1 protein-coding gene is annotated in these 2,569 nt (G+C 64.8%); it reads left to right on the top strand.

Annotated features, from left to right (window positions below):
- Positions 1 to 2,358, top strand: a 2,358-nt coding sequence (locus AOQ71_RS03920) for a cytochrome c3 family protein (RefSeq protein WP_063958177.1), incomplete at its 5' end; no start/stop codon positions are given.
- Positions 2,359 to 2,569: the final 211 nt, after the last annotated feature.

Below are 2,569 nucleotides of genomic sequence, written 5' to 3'. Positions count from 1 at the left end.
GCTCGCGCACAAATGCCCGAGCCAGTTCGATCCATACCGCAGCTTGCGCCGCAGGGCACGACGAAGCGGGTGGTCGTCGCTGCGAGCGTCCTGGCCTGCGTGATTGCTGTCGGACTGTTCTGGTACGAGACATCGAACGCCCCGATCGAGCCTCCCTCGCATGCCAAGCTGGCGTTCGTCGGCAGCGAGTCCTGCGCCGGCTGTCATCAAGCCGAGACGAAGCTTTGGCAGAGCTCGCAGCACCGCCATGCCATGGATCACGCAACCGCGCAGACCGTGCGCGGCGACTTCAACGACGCGACCTTTGACTACGCCGGCACGCACTCGCGCTTCTTCAGCAGGGACAACAAATTCCTGGTCGAAACCGACGGACCTGACGGCAAGCTCGCGACTTTCGAGGTGAAATACGCTTTCGGCATCGATCCGCTGCAGCAATACCTGATCGAATTTCCCGATGGCCGCATCCAAGCCCTGTCCATCGCCTGGGATACGCGAACGAAAGAGCAGGGCGGACAGCGCTGGCTTCATCTCTATCCCGACAGCGCCATCACCCATAACGATCCCCTGCATTGGACGAAGTTGAACCAGAACTGGAATTTCATGTGCGCCGAGTGTCACTCGACCGGCGTACTCAAGGGCTACGATGCCGCCAAGGACACGTTTGCCACCACCTTCGCCGAGATCAGCGTCGGCTGCGAGGCGTGCCATGGTGCCGGCTCGCGTCACGTCGCCTGGGCGCGCGGAAAGCCGGCGTCGCGCGGCGTAGACGACGGCCTGCTGGTCCGTTTTGACGAGCGCACCGGCATCACGTGGTCAGCCTCCGCCGGGACGCCGACGCCGACACGGAGTGCGCCAGCAGCAGCGCTGCGCAAGGAGGTCGAGACCTGCGGGCGCTGCCATGCCCGCCGCGGACAGCTTTCGGAAGATTGGACGCCGGGACGGCCGCTCTCCGAGACGCATCGCGTGTCGTTGCTCGACCGCCAGCGTTTCCATGCCGACGGCCAGATGCGCGACGATGAGGAGACCTACAACTACGCCCCGTTCAAGCAGAGCAGGATGTTTGCCAAAGGCGTAACTTGCAGCGACTGCCACGATCCGCATAGCGCAGCGCTGAAGGCGCCCGGGGACGGCGCCTGTGCGCAATGCCATGCGCCGGACAAGTATCAGTCGCCCGCTCACCGGCATCATGCTGACGTCTCCCCGCCGCCGGCTTGCCCGTCCTGCCACATGCCGGAGCGTCGCTATATGGTCATCGACCGTCGCCACGACCATGGCTTCCGCGTTCCGCGCCCTGATCTTTCCGTGCAGACGGGCGCACCGAATGCGTGCAACGACTGCCATCGTGACAGATCCGCGAATTGGGCCGCGCAACAGGTCGAAACTTGGCTTGGCCCTGGGCGGCGCGGCTATCAGACCTACGCGGGCGCATTTCACGCCGCTTGGAGCGAGGCGTCCGACGCGCAAGCGTTGCTGGCGGCGATCGCAGCATCGGAAGACGTTGCCGGAATCGTCCGCGCCAGCGCGCTGGCCGAGCTTCCCGCGCCGATCATAGATCTGACCCGGCGCGGACTTTCCGATTCTGATCCGCTCGTGAGGCTCGGCGCGCTCGATGGGCTAGAAGGAGCCCCAACCGATCAGCTCTGGTCGCTCGCCGCGTCGCAACTGACCGACCCCGTGCGTGGCGTGCGCATCCGCGCCGCCGAGCTTCTCGCCGCCGTGCCCGCTGCACGCCAGCCTGCGGCCGATCGCGACAAGTTCACACGGGCGGCTGCCGAATTCGTCGACGCGCAGAAGCTGAACGCGGATCGGCCGGAGGCGCGCACGGCGCTCGGCAATTTCCTCGCCCGCCAGGCCAGCGCCGATCGGGCGGAAGCCGAATACCGCGCCGCGCTCAAGCTCGATCCCTCGTTTGCGGCCGCCGCCATCAATCTGTCTGACCTGTATCGCCAGCTCGGACGCGACAGCGACGGCGAGCGGGTCCTGCGCGAGGCTCTATCTGTGTCGGCGCAGGAGGCATCTCTCCACCACGCGCTCGGTCTGACGCTGGTGCGCCAGAAGCGCAACGAAGCAGCAATCGAAGAGCTGCAGCAGGCTGCGGCGCTGGACCCGGGCCAGCCGCGCTACGCCTACGTGTATGCAATCGGGCTGCATTCGGCCGGCCGGCGCGATGATGCGCTTGCGGTCCTGAAGGAAGGTCTGCGCGGGCATCCCGACAATCTGGAACTGCTGTCAGCCGCACTGAATTTCAGCCGTGAGAAAGGCGACGCCGTTGCTGCTCTGGAGTATGCCGAGCACATTGGGCGCCTCTTGCCTGGCGACACGCGCTTGGCGGACGTTATCAGGGAGCTGAGGCGATAGGGCAGGGCATCAGGAAGAAAAGTCTCGATGATAGCCTTTTACCGCTGTTTTGCCCGACGAGTCAAGAAAAATTCGCTAAATACGAAATTTGTTCTTGGCCCGGCGAGGTTGGCTACTGTGCATGGGGTTGTTTTTGGTCTTTGGCGTGTGCTCGCAGCCGCACGGTCTTGCTGATGCAAAAAGGGCCGCCCCGAAGGGCGGCCCTTTCGTT

Origin of the sequence: Bradyrhizobium manausense, assembly GCF_001440035.1 — a bacterium.
GTDB classification, from domain to species: Bacteria; Pseudomonadota; Alphaproteobacteria; order Rhizobiales; family Xanthobacteraceae; genus Bradyrhizobium; species Bradyrhizobium manausense.
The sequence above is the reverse complement of the archived record's forward strand: the minus strand, read 5'-3'. Positions and strand labels throughout refer to the sequence as shown.